16 protein-coding genes and 1 pseudogene are annotated in these 21,858 nt (G+C 66.0%); 5 read left to right on the top strand and 12 right to left on the bottom strand.

Features of this window, described 5'->3' with window-relative positions:
* Nucleotides 1-70: 70 nt before the first annotated feature.
* Nucleotides 71-2,236, top strand: coding sequence for a Stk1 family PASTA domain-containing Ser/Thr kinase (locus AC5RTS_RS14785; protein WP_493992770.1), 2,166 nt, complete (start codon nucleotides 71-73; stop codon nucleotides 2,234-2,236).
* A gap of 83 nt (nucleotides 2,237-2,319) precedes the next feature.
* On the opposite strand, the gene AC5RTS_RS14780 is transcribed toward AC5RTS_RS14785, so the two are convergent.
* Both AC5RTS_RS14780 and AC5RTS_RS14775 read right to left on the bottom strand, forming a co-directional pair.
* Complete coding sequence (locus AC5RTS_RS14780) at nucleotides 2,320-3,720, bottom strand: class II 3-deoxy-7-phosphoheptulonate synthase (RefSeq protein WP_493992769.1); 1,401 nt, start codon at nucleotides 3,718-3,720, stop codon at nucleotides 2,320-2,322.
* 531 nt (nucleotides 3,721-4,251) lie between these two features.
* Nucleotides 4,252-4,932: pseudogene (locus AC5RTS_RS14775) on the bottom strand (lysophospholipid acyltransferase family protein); the annotation flags it as partial.
* Nucleotides 4,933-5,098: 166 nt separating this feature from the next.
* Between AC5RTS_RS14775 and AC5RTS_RS14770 the strand changes: the two are divergent.
* Complete coding sequence (locus AC5RTS_RS14770; RefSeq protein ID WP_493992768.1) at nucleotides 5,099-5,863, top strand: alpha/beta hydrolase; 765 nt, start codon at nucleotides 5,099-5,101, stop codon at nucleotides 5,861-5,863.
* Nucleotides 5,860-6,372, top strand: coding sequence for a hypothetical protein (locus AC5RTS_RS14765; RefSeq protein ID WP_493992767.1), 513 nt, complete (start codon nucleotides 5,860-5,862; stop codon nucleotides 6,370-6,372). Before AC5RTS_RS14770 ends, AC5RTS_RS14765 begins: the two co-directional genes overlap by 4 nt.
* 135 nt (nucleotides 6,373-6,507) lie before the next feature.
* Here the strand turns inward: AC5RTS_RS14765 and AC5RTS_RS14760 are convergent, their stop codons facing one another.
* Nucleotides 6,508-7,488 carry an ROK family glucokinase gene (locus AC5RTS_RS14760; RefSeq protein WP_493992766.1) on the bottom strand — a complete coding sequence of 327 codons (981 nt, stop codon included), beginning with the start codon at nucleotides 7,486-7,488 and terminating at the stop codon, nucleotides 6,508-6,510.
* Nucleotides 7,489-7,724: 236 nt separating this feature from the next.
* On the opposite strand from AC5RTS_RS14760, the gene AC5RTS_RS14755 reads away from it, so the two are divergent.
* Complete coding sequence (locus AC5RTS_RS14755; RefSeq protein ID WP_493992765.1) at nucleotides 7,725-9,533, top strand: AMP-dependent synthetase/ligase; 1,809 nt, start codon at nucleotides 7,725-7,727, stop codon at nucleotides 9,531-9,533.
* 36 nt (nucleotides 9,534-9,569) lie between these two features.
* Here the strand turns inward: AC5RTS_RS14755 and AC5RTS_RS14750 are convergent, their stop codons facing one another.
* A complete protein-coding gene (locus AC5RTS_RS14750) occupies nucleotides 9,570-10,997 on the bottom strand; it encodes a mycothione reductase (RefSeq protein ID WP_493992764.1) in 1,428 nt (475 codons plus the stop codon).
* A gap of 27 nt (nucleotides 10,998-11,024) precedes the next feature.
* On the bottom strand, nucleotides 11,025-14,423 hold the full coding sequence (locus AC5RTS_RS14745) for a pyruvate carboxylase (RefSeq protein ID WP_493992763.1): 3,399 nt from the start codon (nucleotides 14,421-14,423) through the stop codon (nucleotides 11,025-11,027).
* Nucleotides 14,424-14,686: 263 nt separating this feature from the next.
* Here AC5RTS_RS14745 and AC5RTS_RS14740 point away from each other — a divergent pair, with 263 nt between their 5' ends.
* Nucleotides 14,687-15,529, top strand: a complete 843-nt coding sequence (locus tag AC5RTS_RS14740; protein WP_493992762.1) for a ParA family protein — start codon at nucleotides 14,687-14,689, stop codon at nucleotides 15,527-15,529.
* Between the two features lie 92 nt (nucleotides 15,530-15,621).
* Here AC5RTS_RS14740 and AC5RTS_RS14735 read toward each other — a convergent pair whose 3' ends face one another.
* The 7 genes from AC5RTS_RS14735 to AC5RTS_RS14705 all read right to left on the bottom strand — a co-directional run bounded on the left by AC5RTS_RS14735 (nucleotide 15,622) and on the right by AC5RTS_RS14705 (nucleotide 21,696).
* Nucleotides 15,622-16,203 carry a MerR family transcriptional regulator gene (locus AC5RTS_RS14735; protein ID WP_493992761.1) on the bottom strand — a complete coding sequence of 194 codons (582 nt, stop codon included), beginning with the start codon at nucleotides 16,201-16,203 and terminating at the stop codon, nucleotides 15,622-15,624.
* A 185-nt stretch (nucleotides 16,204-16,388) separates the two neighbouring features.
* Nucleotides 16,389-16,889: a bifunctional nuclease family protein gene (locus tag AC5RTS_RS14730; RefSeq protein WP_493992760.1), complete on the bottom strand. Its 501-nt coding sequence runs from the start codon at nucleotides 16,887-16,889 to the stop codon at nucleotides 16,389-16,391.
* Between the two features lie 3 nt (nucleotides 16,890-16,892).
* A complete protein-coding gene (ftsR, locus tag AC5RTS_RS14725) occupies nucleotides 16,893-17,642 on the bottom strand; it encodes a transcriptional regulator FtsR (RefSeq protein ID WP_493992759.1) in 750 nt (249 codons plus the stop codon).
* A 31-nt stretch (nucleotides 17,643-17,673) separates the two neighbouring features.
* Entirely contained in the window at nucleotides 17,674-18,150 is a 477-nt protein-coding gene (locus AC5RTS_RS14720) for an FHA domain-containing protein (RefSeq protein ID WP_493992758.1), read from the bottom strand.
* A gap of 199 nt (nucleotides 18,151-18,349) precedes the next feature.
* Nucleotides 18,350-19,099, bottom strand: a complete 750-nt coding sequence (locus tag AC5RTS_RS14715; protein ID WP_493992757.1) for a VOC family protein — start codon at nucleotides 19,097-19,099, stop codon at nucleotides 18,350-18,352.
* A gap of 26 nt (nucleotides 19,100-19,125) precedes the next feature.
* The gene (locus AC5RTS_RS14710; protein WP_493992756.1) at nucleotides 19,126-20,598 is read right to left on the bottom strand and encodes an FAD-dependent monooxygenase; all 1,473 of its coding nucleotides are present in this window, start codon (nucleotides 20,596-20,598) and stop codon (nucleotides 19,126-19,128) included.
* Between the two features lie 159 nt (nucleotides 20,599-20,757).
* A complete protein-coding gene (locus AC5RTS_RS14705; protein ID WP_493992755.1) occupies nucleotides 20,758-21,696 on the bottom strand; it encodes a PQQ-dependent sugar dehydrogenase in 939 nt (312 codons plus the stop codon).
* Nucleotides 21,697-21,858 lie beyond the last annotated feature (162 nt).

The following is a 21,858-nucleotide window of genomic DNA, read 5'->3' as shown; positions in this document are numbered from 1 at the left end:
GGGTGCAGCGGAAGGGTCCGGATCGGGTGTCGATCCGGACCCTTCCGTCTGTCCCCACTAGGATCGAAGAGTGCATGATCCCGTGAAAGACTCCCTCGTAGACACGCTGGTGGATGACCGCTACTTCGTCCGGTCGCTGATCGCGCGCGGCGGCATGTCCAGTGTCTACCTCGCTACCGACCGCCGGCTGGACCGCGACGTAGCGCTGAAAGTGCTGTTCCCTCATCTGGCCGCCGACCGAGGTTTCCTTCGGCGTTTCGAGAGCGAGGCCAAGTCGGCGGCACGCCTTTCGCATCCCCATGTGGTGGGCGTACTGGATCAGGGCATCACCGACTCCCTCGCCTATCTGGTCATGGAATATGTCCCCGGACGAACCCTGCGGGGACTGCTGGACGAGCGCCGGGCCCTCTCCCCCCGGCTTGCGCTGGCACTGATGGATGCGGTGGTCGAGGGCCTGGCCGCGGCCCACGACGCCGGCCTGGTCCACCGTGATGTCAAACCCGAGAACGTGCTGCTGGCAGACAACGGCCGGATCAAAATCGCCGACTTCGGCCTCGCCCGCGCAGTGTCCACCAGCACCAACACCGGAACCCTCGTCGGGACCGTGGCCTATCTCGCCCCGGAACTGGTGACCGGAGACGGCGGCGACGAACGCAGCGATGTCTATTCAGCGGGCATCATGCTCTATGAAATGCTGACCGGACGGCAGCCGTTCACCGGCGACTCGCCCATCCAGGTCGCCTTTGCCCACGTGCATTCGGCAGTACCGGCGCCCTCAGCCCTGTGCCCGGGGCTGGCGGAGGATTTGGACGAGCTGGTGCGGTGGTGCACTGCACGGGACCCCGAAGAACGCCCGGTCAACGGGCGGGCACTGCTGGGTGAACTCCGGCATATCCGTGCCACTCTCAGCGACGAGGAACTCGACTTCCGGTGCAGCGACGGCTCCGCGTCCCCGGACGCCCCCACAGAGGCCCTGACGAGCACCGCAACACCTGCCGGTGCCACGGAAGTCCTGGGCACCTCCGATCCCACCAGCATCATTGACGCCTCCGCCCTTGGGCACGGCACCGCCGGCCCCACTGCGAACTCCACCGAAGTAATCAGCCGCAGCGAGCACGCCACCACGGTATTTCCGGGTGGACTCGGCGCCGGCAGCGATGCAGGCGACGGCACTGCCGACGGTTATCCGGACGAAGGCTTCGAGGACGAGGAGGAGGACGGCGGGACCGGCGATGAGCCGGCAAGCGCCCGCGCGCGCCGCAGGGCGGCCAAGCGTGCCGACCGTAACCGGCTCCGCGACAGCGACCGCGAGGCCCACCGTCCGCAGGTAGGTCTGCGCAGCGGCAGGACCGGCCGCCGGGGAGTCCTGCTGGCCCTGCTGCTGACCGTCCTGCTTTGCGCCGCGGCATTCGCCGGCTGGTTCTTCGGCGCCGGTCCCGGCGCCCTGGTTGCCATCCCGGATGTCAGTAATGCCGCCGCCGACGACGCCGGTGAGCAACTGGGCGGGGCAGGCCTGAATTTCACCACGAGTGAGGTCTATGACGAAGTGGTGGCCGCCGGATTCGCCGTCGGCACCGACCCTTCGGCACCCGGCGAGGTGCGCCGTTATCAGCCGGTGACGCTGCTGGTGTCCAAGGGGCCCCAGCTCTTCGCAGTACCCAACATTGTCCAGCGCACCTTGGAAGCCGCCGAATCGGACCTGGCGGACGCTGAGCTGACCCTCGGCGGCGTCACGGAGGAACACAGCGAGACAGTGGCCGCCGGGGCGATCATCAGCCAGTGGCCCACCCCGGACACCATGCTCCGGCTCGGCGCCGCGGTGGATGTCACGGTCTCCAAGGGGCCAGCACCGGTCGAGGTCCCGTCGGTAATCGGGCAGAACGAGGACGCCGCGGTGAAGGCCATTGAGGATTCGGGCCTCAGCGCCGCCGTTGCCCCCGAGAAGGTCAACAGTGCCACGGTGCCGGCCGGCGCCGTCGTCTCCCAGACGCCGGAAGCAGGACTGCTGGAGAGAGGTCAGACCGTGACGCTGACTATCTCCCTCGGGCCGCGGATGGTGGAAGTGCCGAACTATGTGGGGCGCCGCGCCGAGGAAGCACGGGCCGACCTCGAAGGCCGGGGATTCACTGTCCAGGTGGAGAACCTGCTCGGCGGCCTCCTGGGCCTGGTCCGGGATCAGGACCCCGGCGCCGGGACGGCTCCCGAGGGGTCCACGGTGATCCTCAAGGTCGTCTAGGACCCGCCGCACAAAGGAACAGCGCCAAGGAACAAAGGAGGGCTGCAGGAGATCTCCTGCAGCCCTCCTTTCAGGTCTCTGACCTAGCTCCGGCGAGAAAGGGCTCCGGCGACCAGGAACGCCATTTCGAGGGACTGCATGTGGTTCAGCCGCGGGTCACAGACCGATTCGTAGCCCTCCACAAACGCATCCTGGTCGATGGGGTCGGCTCCGCCCAGGCACTCGGCGACGTCGTCACCGGTCATCTCCACGTGCAGTCCGCCCGGGAAGGTGCCCAGGGAATCATGCACTTCGAAGAACCCGCGGACCTCGTCCATCACGTCGTCGAAGTTCCTCGTCTTGTAGCCGTTCGGCGATGTCACGGTGTTTCCGTGCATCGGATCGGTGACCCACAGGACCTTGGCGCCGGACGCCGTGACCTTCTCCACCAGCGGCGGCAGCTTCTCGCGGATGTTGTTGGCCCCCATCCGGGTGATGAAGGTCAGCCTGCCAGGCTCGCGGTTGGGATCCAGCTTGTCGATCAGGGCGAGGGCATCCTCGGCACTGGTCTTCGGCCCGAGCTTGACGCCGATGGGATTGCGCACCTTGGAAAGGAAGTCCACGTGGGCGGCGTCGAGATCCCTCGTCCGCTCCCCTATCCAGAGGAAGTGCCCGGACGTGTCATAGGGCTGCCCGGTCCGGGAATCCACGCGCGTCAGGGCACGCTCGTAGTCCAGCAGCAGGGCTTCATGGCTGGCAAAGAACTCCACCCGCTTGAGGGCCTCGAAATCCGCGCCGCAGGCATCCATAAAACGGACGGCCCGGTCGATCTCGCGTGCCAGGGACTCGTACCGGGAGTGCGCAGGGTTCGAGGTAAAGCCCTTGTTCCAGTGATGCACCAGCCGCAGGTCGGCAAAACCGCCCTGGGTAAAGGCACGGATCAGGTTCAAGGTGGAAGCGGAGGTGTGGTACGCGCGGACCATCCGGGCAGGATTGTGCCGGCGGGACTCCGGCGTGAACTCAAAGCCGTTGACCATGTCGCCGCGGTAGGCGGGCAGAGTGACGCCATCGCGGGTCTCATCATTGGAGGAGCGCGGCTTGGCGAACTGGCCCGCCATCCGCCCCATCTTGATCACCGGCACCGAGGCGCCGTAGGTGAGCACCACAGCCATCTGCAGCAACGTGCGTACACGGGCACTGATCTTGTCCGCAGTGGCGGCTTCGAAGGTCTCTGCACAATCGCCGCCCTGCAGCAGGAAGGCCTTGCCCTGCGCCGCCTCGGCCAGGCGGGAACGGAGCACGTCCACTTCACCGGCAAATACCAGCGGCGGCACCATGGACAGTTCCGCTATGGCAGCGCTATACCCGGGATCGTCCTGCCAGGTGGGCTGCTGGGCAATAGGCAGGGAACGCCAGTTATCCAGTTCCGGGTGGCTCGCAGCAGTAGCGGCCGCTCCGGAGAGCGTAGTTGGAAGGGAATCGCTGTTTACGGGTGTGTTCGTCACGGCTTAAGCCTACTGGCTGCCTGCTCGGAACAAACAAGGGCGTCATATTAGCCGGATGCCGTGCAACGTAACCCACGGGCGGTTCCGGCCGACCGAGGCGAGGGACGGGGATAGGCGGCGCGGGGGCTCCCGCAAACCGGTATGACGCCCAGCGGTATTACGCCGAGATTACGCCGAGTGCGGGCGGCGGTCCTGTTCAGCGGACGAGCTGCCGTTGCCTGTAGCTGATGCATCATCCGTGCCGGAGCCGGTGATGTCCGAGGCGCCCTTGGGTGTCCGGCGTTTTCCGGCACGCTCACCACGTGCGGCCTTATTCGCTGCCGTACTCCCCTGCGGAGCCTTGGCTGCCTTCGCGTCCTTCGGCGTCTCATCCGGGCCTGCGGCCTTGGCACCAATAACGGTCACCGTGCCGGGCACCTTACCGCCGTCCGGCACATCGACGGCGGGAGCATCGGTGCGGGCATCGGTCCCTGCCGTCGCAGTGCCGAGCCGGACTGCGGCGCTGCGGGCTTCGGCGGCTTTGCCGCCCTTGCGTGCGGCGTTCTTCTCCTTGACGGTGCTGGCGTATACGTCGACGTATTCCTGGCCGGACAGGCGCATGAGTTCATACATGATTTCGTCAGTTACCGAGCGCTGGATGAAGCGGTCATTCTCCAGTCCGGCGTACCGGGAGAAATCCAATGGCTCGCCCACAATGATGCCGATCCGGCGGATGTTGGGAATCCGGCGTCCGATCGGCTGGACCTTGTCGGTACCGATCATGGCAACGGGTATCACCGGGACACCGGTAGTGAGCACCAGCTTGGCCACACCGGTCTTGCCGCGGTAGAGGCGTCCGTCCGGGCTGCGGGTTCCCTCGGGGTAAATGCCCAGCAGGCCGCCGTTTTCAAGTACGTCAACACCGGCCTTCAGCGAGCTGGCGGAGGCCGCACCGCCGGAGCGGTCCATGGGCAGCTGGTTGGCGAGCCGGAAGAACGCAGCCGTGAGCTTGCCCTTGATGCCCTTGCCGTTGAAGTAGTCGCTCTTCGCGAGGAAGCTCACCGGGCGGGGCACGGCGAGCGGCAGGAAGATCGAGTCCGAGAATGAGAGGTGGTTACTCACCAGGACGGCAGGACCGGACTCGGGAATGTTATCCATCCCCTTCACCCAGGGCCTGAAGAGAAGATTAACCACCGGCCCGATGAATATCGTCTTCATCACCCAATAGAACACGCGGCCTGATCTCCCGTCCGGACAAACAAAACTAGGGAACCTGTTGGTTCCGCAGACTCTACTGTATGCGGGCGGCGCACTGCAGGTGAATTTCCGGCGTGCGCGCCCCCTAATAGTTTGCTACCTGCGGGGTGGAAAATGCCCGCTGCAATGCAACCATAGAGATATGACTTCCCTCCCGGGCGCTGACGCCTTTCACTATGCGGGACACGGCGCCAATGCCGGCGTGGGTGTGCTCCTGAGCCACGGGTTCACCGGCTCCCCGGTAAGCATGGCTGCCTGGGCCCGTCACCTGGCCGATCAGGGCTACGCGGTGAGCCTGCCGCTGCTGCCCGGACACGGGACCACATGGCAGGAACTGGCACGAACCCCCTGGCAGCGGTGGTACGGGGAATATGAGCTGGCCTACCACTCCTTGCGGAAGCGGGCCGGAACTATCGTCGCGGCGGGGCTGTCCATGGGCGGCGCGCTGGCACTGCGGCTCGCGGCGAGGCAGCCCGTTGCCGGCGTCGTCGTCGTAAATCCCGGGCTGACCATCGGCGACCCGCGGGCCCGGTACGCGGGCGTGCTGAAATACGTGCTCCGATCCGTGCCTGCCATTGGCAACGACATCCGCCTGGAGGGACAGGACGAGGGAGCCTATCCGCGGACGCCGGTAGCGGCCGTGCACCAGCTGGGACGGCTCTTCCGTGACACCGCGGCGTCGCTGCCGTCGGTGACCGCACCGGTCCTGGCCTTCCGGTCCCGCGTGGATGCGATTGTCCCCGAATCCAGCATGGATGTGCTGCGGTCCGGGCTGATCAACACCGACCTTGAGGTGGTGCCGCTTGAGAACAGTTACCACGTGGCCACCATGGACCACGACGCGCCGCTGATCTTCGAGCAGTCCCACCAATTCATCCAACGGGCGAGCACCGGAGTCCGCTCATGACTGACCGCGAACCCGACCACAGCGGATCCACCGACGAGGAAGTCTGGCTGGACCTGGTCGCCCGGCTGGAACACATGGACGCAGACGGGACCAGTCGCGACGGTACCGCCGAGCGGGAATCCCCGGCACCGAAGGAGGACTCCGGTCCCCGACACGGTGCTCCGGGTCCGGCCGGCACGCCTGCCGAGCGGACCCGGGCCATCTTCGAGAACCAGCCGCTTTCGATGTCCGGCCCGAGGGACTACGCAGCGCCGGAGGAAGACGAGGACGACGGCGGCTTCACTCCGCCGGAACCACCGCCCCTGGGCAGCGGTGAACCGCTGGTGGTGCTGGCCTGGATCGGCGCACTGGGCGGGCCGCTAATGCTGCTGCTGTTCGCGATGTTCTGGCGCGGCGCACCCCTGGCCATGGTGCTGGGCACCATCGCGCTCTTCGCGGGCTCGGCGGCGTACCTGCTCTTCCGGCTCCCGGCACATCGCGACGAGAACGACGACGGCGCCGAGGTCTAGGCGCCAAGGTCTAGGCGCCGAGGTTAAGGCGCGGAGGTTCAGGCGCGGAGGTTCAGGCGCCGAGGTCCAGGGGCGGAGGTCCAGGGGCGGCCAGCCCGTGCCCCGTTGAAGGGGCGCAGCCGTCTTTACCCCGGCTTAGCGGCGGGTGGCGATCCGGGAAAGGTCGGCGGCACCGATCATTCCCGCTGCCGGTCCCATGGCTGCGCGTTCCATCCGGGCTGCGGGCCGGAAACCCCGTCCGGTGAGGTTCCGGGCAAAGGAACGGCGCGCCGGTTCGAGCAGCAGATCGCCGGCATCACTCAATCCGCCGCCAATGACGAACATTCCCGGGTCCAGGGCAGCTGCCAGGTTCGCCAGGCCGAGTCCCAGCCACTGGCCCACCTCCTCCAGCAGTTCAATACTTGCCGGATCGCCTTCCAGAGCCAGGCGGGTCACTACGGCGCCCGTCACGGCCTCCGTATTGCCGTCCACGGCACGAAGCAGTTCCTGGGCCACCGGCGAATTCGCGGCCGCCAGTTCACGCGCTTCCCTTCCCAGCGCGTTGCCCGAGGCATACTGCTCCCAGCATCCGCGGTTTCCGCATTCGCAGCGGTGCCCTCCGGGCATGATGATCTGGTGGCCGAACTCGCCCGCCACACCGAACCGTCCGCGCTCCAGGCGTCCGTCAAGCACCATGGCTCCCCCGATCCCGGTTCCCAGGGTCACGCACACCAACCGGGACTCCCCTGCACCGGCGCCGAAACGGTATTCCGCCCAGGCGGCGCCGTCGGCGTCATTGACCAGGAACACCCGGCGGCGCAGCAGCCGTTCGAGATTCTCGCGCAGGGGCTCGTTGCGCCAGGCAAGATGCGGACTGAACAGCACCGTACTGCCGGCAAGGTCCATCCATCCGGCCGCGCCTATGCCGACGGACCACACGTGGTGCTCTGCGGAGAGTTCACGGACCAGATCGACAATGACCGCCTCGACCTCGCGGGGGTCATGGCCGGGAGTGGAGCGGCGAGCCTGCTTCAGGACCCTGCCGTCGCCGTCCACCAGTCCGGCGGCCACTTTGGTTCCTCCAATATCGATGCCGATGGCCAGCCCCCGCCGCCGCATCCGGTTGTGCAGGCGCATGGGCCGGCCGGTCCGGAAAGGCTCGGAAGGCGCCAGTCGGCGCTGCAGGGGGCTGGAAACGGAACGGGGCACGGAAACTGGGGTTACTGGACGCATCAGAAACCTATTCTAAGGAAACAGCAAGAGCAGTGACGCAAAAGTTATAGATCCGCAAGGTTACCGACGGGTACAAGAGTGTGATCTAGGTTATAGGCTGACAGTGCCTACGGGCCCACCCGGATATCAAAGGAGCTATCGTGCGAGAATTCAGCGTTCCCGTCCTAGCGGAATCCCCGCCGCAGACAAACATCACCAACATGCTGCTGGACCAGGCAGCAAAGCCGAGCAATCCGGCGCTCTTCGCCGTGCGGGACGGGCAAGGCGAGTGGCAGCGGATCAGCGCCACCGAGTTCACCAAGGATGTCCGCGCCCTCGCCAAGGGCTTCATGGCCTCGGGTGTGAAGGCCGGGGACCGCGTGGCCATTATGTCCCGCACCCGGTACGAGTGGACCCTGGTGGACTTCGCCCTCTGGTTCGCCGGCGCCGTATCGGTTCCGGTCTACGAAACCTCCTCCCCTTCCCAGGTCGCCTGGATCCTCAGCGACTCCGGCGCCGTCGGCATTGTCGTGGAAGCTGCGCGGCACGAGAACATTGTCCGGCAGGCTGCAGCAGATGAAGACCTTTCGGGGGTTGCCAACGTCTGGCAGATTGACGGCGGCGGCCTCGATACACTGCGGACCGCCGGCGCCTCGATCAGTGACGAGGATCTCGAAGCCCGCCGGGCCACGGCACACATGGATGACCTTGCAACCATCATCTACACCTCCGGCACCACGGGTAAGCCCAAGGGCTGCGAGCTCACACACGGCAACTTCGTGGACCTGACCAAGAACTCCGAACTGGCGGAGCCCGAAGTGGCCCGCGAAGGCTCGCAGACCATCATGTTCCTTCCCCTGGCCCACGTGCTGGCCCGGTTCATCTCAGTGCTTAGCGTGGGTACCGGTGCCACCGTTGCGCATACGCCGGACGTCAAGAACCTGCTCCCCGATCTCCAGAGCTTCAAACCCAGCTTCATCCTCGTAGTGCCCCGTGTGCTGGAAAAGGTTTACAACGCCTCCATGCTCAAGGCTGAGGACGGCGGCAAGGGCAAGATCTTCCATGCAGGCGTTGCCACCGCCGTGGAATGGTCCAGGGCCAAGCAGGAAGGGAAGGTGCCGCTGGGCCTGAAGCTCAAGCACGCCCTCTTCGACCGGCTGCTGTACGGAAAGATCCGCGAAGCCATGGGCGGACGGGTGGAGTACGCCGTCTCCGGCGGAGCTCCGCTGGGCGAACGGCTGGGACACTTCTTCCACGGTATCGGCCTCCTGGTCCTGGAAGGCTACGGCCTGACCGAAACCACTGCACCGCTCACCACCAACACCCCGCAGCTGGTCAAGCTGGGCACGGTGGGAGCCCCGCTTCCCGGCAACAGCGTTCGGATTGCCGACGACGGCGAGATCCTCGCCAAGGGCATCAGCGTGATGAAGGGCTACTACAAGCGTCCCGACCTCATGGGTGAAACCTTCACCGACGGCTGGTTCCACACCGGTGATATCGGCGAACTGGATGCCGACGGCTTCCTGAAGATCACCGGCCGCAAGAAGGAAATCATCGTGACGGCCGGCGGAAAGAACGTCGTGCCGTCCCAGCTGGAGGATTCCATCCGCTCCAATGCCATCGTCTCGCAGTGCGTGGTGGTCGGCGATGCCAAGCCGTTCATCTCCGCACTGATCACCATCGATGAGGAGGCACTTCCGGGCTGGCTGGAGCGGCACAAGCTCCCTGCCGGCATGACGGTGAGCGAAGTCGCCACCACTGACGAGCTGCAGACGGAACTGCAGGGCATTGTGGACCGGGCCAACAAGAAGGTCTCCCAGGCTGAGGCAATCAAGGTCTTCCGCGTGGTTCCCACCGACTTCACCGAAACCAGCGGACACCTGACGCCGTCACTGAAGATCAAGCGCGCCCAGGTGCTGAGGGACTTCTCGGAGGTCATCGAAGAGATCTACAGCGGTCAGCGCGTCTGACCCTGCACGGCTTCAAGCCGGGCAGGGACCCCTCGACTAGAGGCGGTTCCTGCCCGGCTTTTCCGTTGTCTTCAGGGACAGCAGGGCGTTCTCCACTACTTCGGTCAGCGCCGGATGAATCCAGTACTGCCCCCGGGCCATGGTTGCGGCGTCCAGGCCGAACTCCATGGCCTGAATGAGGGGCTGGATCAGCATGGACGCCTCGTGGCCCATGATGTGCGCGCCGAGCAGGCGGCCGGTCTCCTTCTCCGCCAGGAGCTTCACGAAACCGGTGGAGTCCTCCATGGCCCAGCCATAGGCCGTCGAGCCGTATTCCTGCACGGCCAATGCCAGTTCCACACCCCGCGCCTCGGTATCGGTGCAGGCTTCTTCCTCTGTCATTCCCACGCTGGCAATCTGCGGGCTGCTGAATACCGCCGCGGGAACAAACCGGTGATCGGCTTCCCGCAGATCATCCGGATGAACCAGGTTGTGCGCAACCACCCGCGCCTCATGGTTGGCGACGTGCTTGAGCTGGTAGTCGCTGCTGACATCCCCCAGCGCCCAGACGCCCGGCACCGGAGTGCCGGAGGACAGCACCCGGCCGAAGCCGTCCACCGCCAGCCGGCCATCTTCCCGGGTGTCGAAACCCGCCGCAGCCACGTCCAAGCGGTCCGTATTGGGTACGCGTCCGGTGGCCGCCAGCACCAGATCGACGTCGATTTCCTGCGTTCCTGCCGGCCCTGAGAGCACCGCGTGCACGGAGCCGTCCGCGTTCTCCTTGAGCGAGTCCACTGTGGTGTTCAGCTGCAGGTTCCACTGCTTGGCCGCTTCGGCCGTGAAGCGCTCGGAGACTGTCGCATCCAGTGAGCGCAGCATCGCGCCGGAACGGACCGCAACGGTCACCTCCGAACCGAAGGCGGCGAAGACGAACCCGAACTCCGCGGCGATGTACCCGCCGCCGATGATCAGCACCCGCCGGGGCAGCTCGTCCACGCGCATCACGGTATCGGAGGTATGTACCTGCGGCAGGTCCATGCCCGGGGTGTCGGGCAGGACCGGCCGGGATCCGGCCGCGACCACTATCTGGTCCGCAGTGATTTTCTCACCGGTCGCGGTGACCAGGGAGTGCGGAGAGGTGAAGCGGGCGTACTCGCTGTACAGCGTGACGTTCTCCAGCTCTTCGGCCCGGTACCGCCGGCCACCCTCTGAGATGGCATCGATGCGGGTGAAGATCCGGTCCCGGATGTCGCGCCAGCGCACCCCTGCCAGCGGCGCATCCACGCCCAGCCGGGCGCCGTCGGTAGCGGCGGCGGCCAGCTGGGCCGGATACACAAACATCTTGGTGGGAATGCACCCGACGTTCAGGCACGTCCCGCCGAAGGTTCCTCCGTCGATGATTGCCACCCGCTTACCGTCCCAGTCAGGGGTGATCAGTGAATTGCCGGAGCCTGAGCCGATGATGGCGAGATCAAAATGGGTCACGCCTCCAGTCTACGCAGCCGGAGGTTCTCACTTCGGGGCAATGACCAGCAGCAGATCACCACCCTGGACCTGTTCCACCTGCGAAATGGCCACCCGTTCGATGGTGCCGGCGACCGGTGCCGTAATGGAGGCCTCCATCTTCATGGCCTCAATGGTGGCAACCGTCTCCCCTGCAGCAACCTCGGTGCCCTCCTTGGCCGTGACGGTAACCGCCCCGGCAAACGGTGCTGCCACGTGTCCGGGCTCAGTCGGATCGGCCCGCTCCGCTGATTTTTCCGAGGTCTCAATGCTGCGGTCCCGGACCAGGACCGGGCGCATTTGCCCGTTCAGGGTCGTCATGACCGTCCGCATGCCCTTCTCATCCGGTTCGGACACGGCGTCCAGTGTGGCGATCAGACGCACGCCCTTCTCGAGTTCGATGATGTGCTCTTCTCCGCGGCGCAGCCCGTACAGGTAGTCGCGCGTCTCCAGCACGGAGACGTCACCGTAGGTCTCCCGCACTGTGGCGAATTCCTTTGCTGGACCGGCGAAGAGCAGACGGTTGAGGGTTTCCTGCCGGGTGGCCGAATCCGCCTGCAGGCCGGCCTTGTCCACCTCGGTGAGCTCGACGTCGCGTGCCCTGACCTTGCGGCCCTGGAGCGCCTTGGTCCGGAAGGGCTCCGGCCAGCCGCCCGGAGGGTCGCCCAGTTCTCCGCTGAGGAAGCCGATCACCGAGTCGGGTATGTCGTAGTTCTGCGGGTTCTCTTCAAAGTCTTCCGGCGAGACGTTGGATCCCACCAGTTGCAGGGCCAGATCCCCCACCACTTTCGAGGAGGGCGTGACCTTGACCAGGCGGCCGAGGATGCGGTCCGCGGCAGAGTACATATCCTCGATGGCTTCGAACCGTTCCCCCAGCCCAAGCGCAATGGCCTGCTGGCGGAGGTTGGACAGCTGGCCGCCGGGGATTTCGTGCCGGTAAACCCTGCCCGTGGGACCCGCCAGGCCGGATTCGAAGGGTGAGTACACCCGGCGGACGGCCTCCCAGTACGGCTCCAGGGCGCCTACCGCGTCCAGGCTGATACCGGTATCCCTGTCGGTGTGCGCCAGTGAGGCCACCAGCGAGGACATGGAGGGCTGGCTGGTGGTCCCCGCCAGCGGTGCACTGGCCACGTCCACGGCATCCACTCCGGCATCAGCTGCTGCCAGCAGGGTTGCCAGCTGGCCGCCGGCGGTGTCGTGGGTATGCAGGTGCACCGGCAGGTTGAAGCGTTCCCGCAGGGCGGAGACAAGTTTGGCGGCCGCTGCCGGGCGCAGCAGGCCGGCCATGTCCTTGATGGCGAGAATGTGGGCGCCGGCATCCACCATGCGCTGGGCCAGCTCCAAGTAGTAATCCAGCGTGTAGAGCTCTTCGTTGGGGTCCAGCAGGTCGCCCGTGTAGCAAAGGGCGACTTCGGCTACAGCGGTTCCCGTGTTCCGCACCGCCCGGATGGCCGGCTCCATCTGCGAGACATCGTTGAGCGCATCGAAGATCCGGAAGATATCCACGCCCGTGGCGGCGGCTTCTTCCACGAATGCCTCGGTTACTTCCGTGGGGTACGGCGTGTAGCCCACGGTGTTCCGTCCGCGCAGCAGCATCTGGATGCAGATATTGGGCAGTTCGCGGCGCAGTGCCGCCAGACGTTCCCACGGGTCTTCGCCAAGGAAGCGCAGGGCGACATCGTAGGTGGCACCGCCCCATGCTTCCACCGAGAACAGTTCGGGGGTCAGGGCCGCTACCGCCGGGGCAGCTGCCGTCAGGTCCCGGGTACGGACCCGGGTGGCGAGCAGGGACTGGTGGGCGTCCCGGAACGTGGTGTCGGTGACCGCCAGGGCAGTGCGCCGGCGCAGGTCCGCCGCGAAGCCTTCCGGCCCCAGTTCAAGCAGCCGCTGCCGTGAACCGGGCCGTGCTTCCGGCAGGTCGGCGGGGAGTTTTTCCGCCGGGTCGCTGTGCACCGCGGCCTCTCCGTGCGGCTTATTGACGGTTACGTCCGCCAGCCAGTTCAGCAGCTTGGTACCGCGGTCCGCGGAACCGCGGGCGTTCAGCAGTTCCGGGCGCTCTTCGATGAAGGACGTAGCCACATCTCCGGCGACGAAGTCCGGATCATCCAGCACGGCCTGCAGGAAGGAAATATTGGTGGCCACCCCGCGGATACGGAACTCCGCCAGCGCCCGGCGGGCACGGTTCACCGCCACCGGGTAAGTACGGCCCCGGCACGTCAGTTTCACCAGCAGGGAGTCAAAGTGCGGGCTGATTTCGGCGCCCGCGTAAACGGTGCCGCCGTCGAGCCGCACCCCGGCGCCGCCGGCCGAGCGGTAGGCACTGATCCGGCCGACGTCGGGCCGGAACCCGTTGGCGGGGTCCTCGGTGGTGATGCGGCACTGCAGGGCGGCTCCGCGGATCTGCAGCTCGTCCTGGACCAGTCCCAGGTCAGCCAGCGTTTCCCCGGCTGCGATGCGCAGCTGGGACTGGACAATATCGACGTCGGTGATTTCTTCGGTGACGGTGTGTTCCACCTGCACACGGGGGTTCATTTCGATGAAGACATGCTGGCCGGCCCGCTCGCCCACCGTATCCACGAGGAATTCGACGGTCCCCGCGTTCACGTACTTCAGCGCCTTGGCAAACTTCACCGCATCCCGGTAAAGGGCCTGACGGATGTTCTCATCCAGGTTCGGTGCGGGGGCAATCTCCACCACCTTCTGGTGGCGGCGCTGCAGCGAGCAGTCGCGTTCAAACAGATGCACTATGTTGCCCTCTGCATCCGCGAGGATCTGGACCTCGATATGCCGGGGCCGCAGGACTGCCTGCTCGAGGAACACCGTCGGATCGCCGAACGCTGTTTCCGCCTCCCGCATCGCCGCCGCGAGGGCCTCGGGGAGCTTGTCCTTACTGTCAACCCGCCGCATGCCGCGTCCGCCGCCGCCGGCGACGGCCTTGACGAAGATCGGAAAACCGATCCCGTCCGCCTCGGCCAGCAGCTTTTCGGGGTCCGCACTCGGTGCCGTGGACTGCAGCACCGGGATACCCGCTTCCCGGGCCGCGTTCAGTGCGTGCACCTTGTGCCCGGCCAGCTCCAGGATGTCCGCCGCGGGACCCACAAAGGTGATCCCGGCGTCGGCAGCCGCCCGCGCCAAATGCGCGTTCTCGGAGAGGAAACCGTACCCGGGATAGATCGCGTCGCAGCCGGATTCCTTTGCCACACGGATGATTTCGTCCACGTCCAGGTAGGCCCGGACCGGATGGCCTTCCTCACCGATCAGGTACGCCTCGTCGGCCTTCTGCCGGTGAATGGAGTTTCGATCCTCATGGGGAAACACCGCCACCGTCTTCGCACCGAGCTCATAAGCGGCACGGAAAGCCCGAATGGCGATTTCGCCCCGGTTCGCTACCAATATCTTCGAGAACATGGGTCTCCTGCATCGTTGCGGTGGGGCACCAGGACAGTACCGCCATTAAACGGATATTACCTACGGCCGTTAAGGGCCGGCTTGGAAATCACCGGCAGAAACCGGTAAGCGCAGCATTGAACGCCGTGTTGGATATCACAGTGTGCCACCAGTGTAAGCGCCACCCCTGCAAAAGGCCGCTGCCAAGGTAACAGGTGTCCGTCACATAGAATGAGGGTGCAGCCTCCAGTGATCCCTAGACACGTTAGGTTTTGGTTCAACAAGTGCAAGTAGTGAGCATCAGCAGCCTGAAGGGCGGCGTCGGTAAGACCTCCGTCACGCTGGGCCTGGCATCCGCCGCGCTGGCCGCAGGCATTCCGACGCTCGTCGTGGACCTGGACCCGCATGCAGATGCAACCACCGGCCTGGGCGTCAGCGCCGGCAGCCAGCTTGGCATCGGCGAGATGCTCCGCAGCCCACGCCGGGTCCAGCTGGCCGACAACGTGGTACCCAGCGGCTGGGTGGAAAATGCCCGCCGGCTCGCCCGGAACCCGGCCGATCGCAAGCCTGTCCTGGACGTCGCCATGGGCTCCGCCTATTCGGGGATCTACGATCGTCCGGATCTCGGCAAACGCGACCTCCGGCGCCTGACCAATCTTCTGTCCCGGGTCACCGGCTACGGGCTGGTCCTGATCGACTGCCCGCCGTCCCTGAACGGGCTGACCCGGATGGCGTGGACAGCCAGCAACCGCGTCCTGCTCGTTGCCGAACCCGGCCTTTTCTCAGTTGCCGGTACCGAACGGACCATGCGCGCCCTCGACCTGTTCCGGGAGGAGTTCGCACCGAACCTGGCGCCCGCCGGGATCATCGCCAACCGGGTCCGTCCCAGTTCCAACGAGCATGTCTTCCGCCTGGCCGAAATGAAGCAGATGTTCGGCGACCTCCTGCTGAGCCCGACCATCGCGGAACAGGCCAACTGGCAGCAGATCCAGGGTGCCGCGCATTCGGTCCACCACTGGCCCGGCGAATCGGCCAAGCAGGCGGCAGGCACTTTTGACGCCCTGGTCAAAAACCTCATGGACACCGGAAGCGTCCGCAACCGCGTGATGCGCCGGCCTGTGGGCTAGCAGGTACGCAGACACATACAAGGAAGGGCACCCCGCGGGGTGCCCTTCCTTGTATGTAAGTGTTTCCGGCTCGGTATCGTCAGCCGGAACCGCTAGCTGATTTTGCGGGCAATACGCCGCTGGCTCAGTTCGTCCCCGGGAAACTCGTTTACGTGCTCGCTGGGCAGCTGGGCCAGGCTGCCCTCCACTTCACGCCACACACGGCCGACGGCAATGCCGAATACGCCCTGGCCGCCCTGGACCAGGTCAATGACCTCGTCTGCGGAGGTGCACTCGTACACGCTCGCCCCGTCACTCATCAGGGTGATCTGGGCCAGGTCTTCGACGCCGCGTTCCCGCAGGTGTTCCACGGCGGTACGGATCTGCTGGAGGGACACTCCGGTATCCAGCAGGCGCTTGACCACCTTCAGGACGAGAATGTCGCGGAAGCTGTAGAGGCGCTGGGTGCCGGATCCTGCAGCGCCGCGCACGGCGGGCTCAACAAGTCCGGTACGGGCCCAGTAATCCAACTGCCGGTAGGTGATGCCGGCTGCCTTGCAGGCCGTGGGGCCGCGGTACCCGGCATCTTCATCCAGGATGGGAAGGTCTTCGGTGAACAGCAAGCCCTGGGCACTGTGGGGCGGGATGCTCCCTGGTACACCGGCACGCTCGCCGGCGTCGCCTTTCGGACTCACGTGTGCCTCCTAATAACGGTTCCCCTGGGGGTCGGCACGGGCCGGAGCAGTCGGGGTTTTCAGTCTCCCCCGAGAACTCCCCCGATGCAATGGGAACTCTATGCTTCGACGTTAGAACCGACTGGCACCAAGGTCAAAGAGGCAGGGGTTTTTGCCGCGGCGTGTCGGACCGGGCAGGCAGCCGGCTAGTGTTCGAAGTCTTCGGGTTCAACATCTGCCAGGAATTCACGGAATTGCCGCATCTCCTGCTCGGCGTTGTCCTGCTCTTCTTCACTGGCCTCGGATTCATCCGTCTCGGCGATCCGCACTCCTGCTTCATCCAGCACTGCATCTGCACAGAAGATGGGGCATGGCACCCGCAGTGCGACGGCGATGGCGTCGGAGGCCCGGGAATTTACTGCCGTGCCGTCCTCGAAGACGATCTCCGCGTGGAAGACGGTGTCCTCCACCGAGATCAGCCGGACCTGGGTGACGGTGTGTTTCAGGGCCCGGATCAGGTTTACGAGCAGGTCGTGGGTCATCGGCCGCGGCGGAACGATCCCCTGCTGCACGAACGCTATGGCGCTGGCTTCGGGGGCGCCGATCCAGATGGGCAGGTGCCGTTCGCCGTTGAGTTCCTTCAGGAGGACCAGCGGCTGGTTGGATGGCAGTTCAATCCGCACGCCCACCACTTCTATTTCCTGCATGGGTTAGGCCTCCATCCGGGCGATTTGTCCCTGGACCAGGGCGCTGTGCAGGCTCAGGCACAGGTCACTGATCTCGCGGGCTGTTTCAGCGGCACGTGCCTTGGAGGCCACGTCGCGGCGGGAGGCAACGGGGGCCACCACGCGCTCCACCAGCCCCAGCTCACGGTCAGCGGCAGCCCGGAAAGGGCGCAGGTGCCGGGGCTCGATGCCATGGGCCTCAAGCTGGACGCAGGCCTTCGCAACTTTGAGGGCATGTTCGTCGTAGCGCTCATCCTCAGCATTGATCAGCCCGTAGCTGGCAAGGCTGGCGACAAGGTCACTGCTGGCGCCGGACTCCCGGACCAGCTCGGCGAACGTCAGTGTCCGGGCACGGGCACGGGCAGAGAGCTCTCCGGCCAGCTGGTCCGAAACCGCACGCGGGGCCAGTGACATCCCCCCGGGCAGCGACTCGGGACGTTCGCCGCGGTCAATGGCATCCAGATAGTCCTTGATGACCTTCAGGGGCAGGTACTGGTCCCGCTGAAGTGCCAGGACAAACCGAAGCCGCTCAACGTCCGCAGTGGTGTACTTCCGGTAACCGGCAGCGGTGCGCTGAGGCATGACGAGGCCCTTTTCCTCCAGGAAACGGATTTTGGAGGCACTGATGGCAGGAAAATCCCCGCTCAGCTCGCCGAGGACCTCGCCAATGTTCAGCACCCTGCCGCGCAGCCGCTCCGGTCCGGGGGTACGCCTGACGGACTGTGATGCTGACATGTCTACTACCTTATCTGCCCTGCGCCCGGTGCTACGCCTGTGCGGGGGCAGATGCGGGGCGGGCAGCATAAAAAGTCAGCCGGAACTTCCCGATCTGCACTTCGCTGCCGGTGCGCAGCAGCACACTGTCCACCCGGTCATTGTTGACGTACGTGCCGTTCAGGCTCATGGAATCCACCACCCGGAATCCTTCGGGGGTGCGGCGGAACTCCACATGCTTGCGGGAGACCGTGACGTCGTCAAGGAATACATCCGCGTTGGGATGCCGTCCGGCGGTGGTCACGTCCTGGTCAAGCAGGAAGCGGGCGCCGGCGTTGGGGCCGCTGTGGGCAATCAGCAGGGCTGATCCGGCCGGAAGGGCCGCCACGGCGGCGCGCTCGTCCGGGGTCAGCTTCGGCTCCACCGATGTGGCGTCGGAAATCGGGGGAAGACTGATGGATGTGGTGTCTTCTCCGCCTGGTGCCTGTCGGTTGCCCGCTCGTTCGGCGCTGTACTGCTCGCCCGCCATGTGCAAATCCTCCCCAAAATGAAAACTGATCAGCCTGGGTTTCCCTGGCTGATCCGGTTCCAGCGACTGTTTCTGCCTTACCTGCTGTATTAGCCTACCCGCTACAGGCCTTTGACGGCACTGGTGATTCCACTGGGGAAAACTATGTGTCCTTGTCCGGGCGTACCTCCGGCAACGCCCTGCCGCTCTCCGCGCCCTTTCACCCCGGCTCGGGCGTCTGCTGATGGTGGATCAGTTTAGGCCGGCCGTCGCGGACCAGGTAAGCGGAGAGCATCACGGCCGAATACTGCTCCCCGCCCCGCCGGCCCGTGAAGCGGTAGGCCAGGGTCGCAGTATCCGCGCTGACCCAATGCCGGAATGGGTCCATTTGAACGCTGTCCCAGGAAGGCGCGGCGGAAATGGCTGCGATGCACTCCCCCTTGTTCAGCACCGCTCCCGGCACTATCACCACGGCGTCCGGGTGCAGCAGTTCCTGATAGGCAGGTGCCCCCTCTACCGCCAGCCTTCGTTCCAGCCGCAGGAGTTCCTCGCGGGCCAGCTCGGGCCGGACGGCCGTGCCTTCGACGGGCTCAGCCACCCATTGCACCAACTGGATGATCAGGCCGTTCGGATCCCGGTACTGGGCAAAGCGTTCGCCCCACGGCTCGGTTTCCGGGGGCGTGACCACCTCCACCCCGCTGTCCCGTAACCGCGCATGGGCTTCATCGAGGTTCTCCACCACATGCACCAGCAGCAGGCCCTCGCGCGCACGGCCGGCGGCTTCGGCAGGCTTGAAGGTGGGCAGTCCGGTGCGGAGGAAGACGATGTTGGAGCCGCCGTCGGGGTGGCGGAGGGAGAAAAAGCCGTCATCCTCCATGTCTGCGGCGTACCCCAAATGCTCCATCAGGAATCGGGCGGAGGCTTCGGGGTCGGGAACGTTGAGGGAAACGGCAAACGATGTGATCTTCATGGCCGGCCTTCCAGTTGTTTTCGCCGTCAGTCCGCATCCTGTGCAGGGCGCTGCCTGGCCCCGAACCAGCGTTCCAGGGCGCGGTCAAGGCTGCTCTGGCTGTTCCCCGCCCAGACCACATGCCCGTCGGGACGGATCAGGACAGCCGCCGCCTCCAGCTCCGCGACGGGGTCCTCCAGATGGTCCACGCAGTCTGCCCATCCGGCGCGTGAAAACCGGCCCGTCCGGTCAAGGAGCACTCCCCTGCCGGCGGTCATCCGCGCAAAAAGACTGCCATGCGTCAGGGGCAGGTTCGGCATCCGCCGGCCTAGCAGTCCAGCGGCATCATCCGACTGGCCAATGTCGTATCGGAGGGCAGTGGCGGTGATTTTCTCCACGAGATACCGGTTCACCTCCGGAAAATCCATCAGTTCTGCCAGCAGGCTCCGGACGGCCTGCGGGCCGGGCTCTACTGAGGTCAGTTCCGACTGTGCCCGGGTGTTCCGCAGCACGTCAGCGGCAACGGCACGGCGTTCGGCGTCGTAGGTGTCCAGCAGGGTGCCGGGCGCCCGGCCCCGCACTGCGGCAGCGAGCTTCCATCCCAGGTTAAAGGCATCCTGGAGGCCGAGGTTCAGGCCCTGCCCACCGAAGGGTGGGTGGACGTGGGCAGCATCCCCTGCCAGGAACACCCGGCCGGACCGGTAGGTCTCCGCCAGCCGGGTTGCGTCCCCGAAGCGGGAGATCCAACGGGGCGAGTGGGCTCCGAAGTCGGTGCCGGCCAGAACCTTCAGCTGTTGCTTCAGTTCCGTGAGGGACGGCGCTGCGCCGCTGTGCTGCGAGACTCCGGCGGCGGGTGCCACCACGCTGTACAGGCCGTTGCCCAGGGGTACCGCCCCGAAGGCTTTGTGGGTGCGCCGCACTTCGTTCACCCTGGCCATCACCGTCTCTTCCGGATCGGCGAGTTCCACCTGGCCCAGCAGCCATTCCTGCCGGCTCGGCTCGCCCGGGAAACCAATACCGGTCAGCTTGCGCACCGTGCTGCGGCCCCCGTCGCACCCCGCCAGATATTGCGCCTGGATCCCGGTACCGGCATTTGCTCCGGTTTCCACCCTCACGAAGCCTTCCTGTTGCTCCAGGCCCGTCACCGCGCAGCTGCGGTGGATCGGCACGCCCAGCTCCAGCGCCCGGTCCGTCAGCACCCGTTCGGTCACGGTCTGCGGAATGCCCAGGACATATGGGTGGGTTGTGTCCAGGTCCTCGGGGGCGTCCTTGACGATGCCGGCAAAGAAACCTCCCAGCGGATATCTGGTGCCCTGCTCCAGCAGCGGAGCTGCCAGCCCGCGCTGTTCCAGGATTTCGATGCTGCGTGCGTGCAGGCCCTGGGCGCGGGCCACCGGTGTGGGTCCGGCTTCCCGGTCCAGTACCATCACGTCCACGCCGCGCAGCCGCAATTCACAGGCCAGCATCACGCCGGTGGGTCCGGCGCCGGCAATCACGACGTCGGCGGTGGCAGGGAGCATCTCGGTCCTTTCCGCCGTCGCGGCTGGCCGGGCATTCGATGCGGTGGTCCGGGCAACAGAGTTAGGCTAAACCGCCGGCTGCGACGCGGGAAGAGCGGAAGCGGAAAGCACGGCGGATGCAGCCGGCCGCGACGGAGCGGGACCGGGTATGGACAGCATTTAGCCCTGCGGCTCGAGGCGCAGGATGCGGTCATCACCGGGAGCCGGTGTTCCGCGGCCGTCGGTGTTGTTGGTCAGCACCCACAGGCTGCCATCAGGAGCCTCCACCACATCGCGCAGCCGCCCGTAGTCCCCCGCGAAGTACTCGGCGGCACTTCCGGGATCCTGCAGCGGTACCTGCCGCAGGACTTTCCCGCGCAGATTCGCGATAAAGACGGATCCGTGGACGACGGCGATGCCGCTGGGGCTGGCGTCAGCCGGGACCCACTGCTGCACAGGATCAGTGAACCCCTCCCTTTCGGCAATACCTTCCGCCTCGGGCCAGCCGTAGTTGCCTCCGGCCCTGATGATGTTGAGCTCGTCCCAGGTGTCCTGCCCGAACTCACTGGCGTAGAGGACGCTCTCAGGGTCCCAGGCGATGCCCTGCGGGTTGCGGTGCCCGTAGCTGTAGACCAGCGAACCGGGGAAGGGATTGTCTCCGGGGGCCGCGCCGTCGGGTGTCATCCGCAGAATCTTGCCGGCCAACGATTCCAGGTCCTGGGCACTGTCCCGGTCTCCGGCGTCGCCCGTGGTCGCGTAGAGCATGCCGTCGGGACCGAAGGCTATGCGCCCCCCGTTATGGACCCGGCCGGCGGGGATCCCGTCCACCACGGTCTCCGGCGGCCCTAATGAGAGCGCGCCCGGCGTCCCGGTCAGTTCCCGCCGTTCGATCCGGTTCTCCTCCCCTGCGGTCAGATATGCGTAGAGGAAACCGTTCCGGACTGCGATCCCCAGCAGGCCGCCCTCTCCATTGCCTGCCGCGTCCGCGACCACGCCTACCTCGCGGCTGTTGCCGTCGGCGTCGAGTTCCAGGATCCGGCCTGAGTCCCGTTCGCTGACGAGCGGGGTATCCCCAGTGAACGCAATGGCCCAGGGGGCGTCCAGACCGGTGGCAGGCACTGCCGGGTCCGTGCTTGCAAGCGATGCCACCCCGGACGGAACCGGAAGGGGCGCGTCAGGTCCCCGCCCGCCGGTTTCCGTACACGCCGTAAGCCCTGTGAGCGCGAGGGCGGCCGCTGCCGCGGTGACGGCGTGACTGCTCCGCATCCGGTGTCCGATCTT

This window comes from Arthrobacter sp. MDT1-49-2 (assembly GCF_059090185.1).
Note: the sequence above shows the minus strand (reverse complement) of the source record. Positions and strands in the feature narration are given on the sequence as shown.

Coding starts and splice junctions, on each gene's coding strand:
- AC5RTS_RS14720 (WP_493992758.1), bottom strand. CDS start 18,150: ATGGCGGGCGAGCAGTACAGCGCCGAACGAGCGGGCAACCGACAGGCA.
- AC5RTS_RS14765 (WP_493992767.1), top strand. CDS start 5,860: ATGACTGACCGCGAACCCGACCACAGCGGATCCACCGACGAGGAAGTC.
- AC5RTS_RS14745 (WP_493992763.1), bottom strand. CDS start 14,423: ATGTTCTCGAAGATATTGGTAGCGAACCGGGGCGAAATCGCCATTCGG.
- AC5RTS_RS14770 (WP_493992768.1), top strand. CDS start 5,099: ATGACTTCCCTCCCGGGCGCTGACGCCTTTCACTATGCGGGACACGGC.
- AC5RTS_RS14710 (WP_493992756.1), bottom strand. CDS start 20,598: ATGCTCCCTGCCACCGCCGACGTCGTGATTGCCGGCGCCGGACCCACC.
- AC5RTS_RS14730 (WP_493992760.1), bottom strand. CDS start 16,889: ATGCAGGAAATAGAAGTGGTGGGCGTGCGGATTGAACTGCCATCCAAC.
- AC5RTS_RS14760 (WP_493992766.1), bottom strand. CDS start 7,488: ATGCGCCTGCACAACCGGATGCGGCGGCGGGGGCTGGCCATCGGCATC.
- ftsR (WP_493992759.1), bottom strand. CDS start 17,642: ATGTCAGCATCACAGTCCGTCAGGCGTACCCCCGGACCGGAGCGGCTG.
- AC5RTS_RS14715 (WP_493992757.1), bottom strand. CDS start 19,099: ATGAAGATCACATCGTTTGCCGTTTCCCTCAACGTTCCCGACCCCGAA.